The sequence below is a fragment of the Sphingobacterium paucimobilis HER1398 genome, assembly GCF_000416985.1.
GTDB classification, from domain to species: domain Bacteria; phylum Bacteroidota; class Bacteroidia; order Sphingobacteriales; family Sphingobacteriaceae; genus Sphingobacterium; species Sphingobacterium paucimobilis.
The window spans coordinates 1-1,821 of the sequence record NZ_ATDL01000019.1 but is presented as its reverse complement, the minus strand read 5'-3'; the positions used below and the strand labels follow the sequence as shown (position 1 = coordinate 1,821).

Annotated in this window: 3 rRNA genes; all 3 read left to right on the top strand. The window is 40.9% G+C overall.

What is annotated here, in order from left to right:
• Positions 1-216 (top strand): 23S ribosomal RNA (locus M472_RS40155); the annotation flags it as partial.
• Between the two features lie 96 nt (positions 217-312).
• Positions 313-424, top strand: a 5S ribosomal RNA gene (rrf, locus tag M472_RS40150).
• Between the two features lie 1,195 nt (positions 425-1,619).
• Positions 1,620-1,821, top strand: a 16S ribosomal RNA gene (locus tag M472_RS40145); the annotation flags it as partial.

The following is a 1,821-nucleotide window of genomic DNA, read 5'->3' as shown; positions in this document are numbered from 1 at the left end:
GATGGACTGACCGCTGGTGAACCAGTTATGCCGCCAGGTGTACGGCTGGGTAGCTACGTCGGGAATAGATAAGCGCTGAAAGCATCTAAGTGCGAAACTAGCCACGAGATGAGACTTCCTTACAGGGTCGTTGGAGATGACAACGTTGATAGGCTACAGGTGTAAAGGTTGAGAGACCAAAGCCGAGTAGTACTAATAGCCCGAAGCTTTCCAAGCAGATAGACCTGTTGTCTTCTCTGACTGTTCTTTTTCTTTCAATAACATGTCAATCAGGCTATAGCTGTTATGCAACAGCGATGAGCTTAAGATATTTCAGGTGCCTATATCGGCGGTGTCTACCTCTTCCCATTCCGAACAGAGAAGTCAAGCCCGCCAGAGCCGATGGTATTGCCGTAACAGGTGGGAGAGTAGGTCGGTGCCTTTTTTTATACAAAGCCCCTTCAGGAAACTGGAGGGGCTTTTGTTTTGTGCATACTTTTCTCAATCTATAGTATGGCGGTAATAGGTGGAAGTGTATCCGCCAGCCGGCAGACTGCTTACGAAGCCCCTAGCTAAGCCCTAGGGGCTTTTACCGTATGAATGTAGATACTCAAACTCCTTCGTCAGAATGCTGTCCGGAGACCTGTTCTGAACATATTTTCTAATGGATAGAGTCTTATATTTTTTAATCAGAGGAAGCTGCTTCGTTAGAGATGATTAGAAAGATATAGGAGAATATGGTTTACCTCTTTGAGCTATTCGTTGTGTCCTAAGATCAATGTGATAAATAATTACAGTTTTAGAGAAGCGCTTACTGCTATTTTATTTAGAAAAATTATTCAGATTCAGGGGGTAGATGAATATAGTAGTGATTGAATAAATCAGATATGAAAGAAGAGTCACTGATTAATAAACCTAATTTATTTCAAATAAATTCCAGAATTTTTGAGTTTATGATGAGAGTTTATTGCGAAAAATTAAGCCGATTTTAGATTTTAATTAAAGAGGTGTCGGGAAAATATGAGGATAGTATTCTAATGATCTTTGTTTGAGAATAGGCTTAAATCTATTCTGTTTAACCAATATTTATGCTTTTTGTTAGATCCAATGTCTTTCTTGATGTATTTTATTGTTCGCTGTTCCAGCGTTTTATGCTTTTTGCGGTAAAATAGTCTGTGTTATGTCTTTGAAATGTGGTCTGAAAGTTCCTATCTTTGCACCACTCCGCGAGGGAGGGGCGGTTCTTCGGAACAATGACATAAGGTAGACAGAGAGGTGATTTTTCGGTTTTATCCGTTTTATTTTATCCTCTGAAAATCTTCTCCGGAAATTATTTTAAAATAAAATTTGGAGGTTAGAAAAAGATTCCTACCTTTGCAGTCCCAACGGAAACGAAGGGCGGTCTCCGCAAGGGAGTCCGGAAAAAAATGACAGGTCACATCTTCGGATGTCGATGATACAAGCAGAAGCGCGAAGCGGATGCGATAAAGTTCTTTAAGGAAATGATCATGTAACGTAACGAGTAGTGTTGAGAAACAACGAAAGTTAAAAAACTCAACCTGACGATCATAGAATCAGAAATTATTTAAATAAGGACAATTCTATTTTTCATAAATAGTCTTGATCTCACACTTCATTTTACTATGGAGAGTTTGATCCTGGCTCAGGATGAACGCTAGCGGCAGGCCTAATACATGCAAGTCGAACGGGATCCATCTGTAGCTTGCTATAGATGGTGAGAGTGGCGCACGGGTGCGTAACGCGTGAGCAACCTGCCCATATCAGGGGGATAGCCCGAAGAAATTCGGATTAACACCGCATGAGATTGCAGTTCCGCATGGT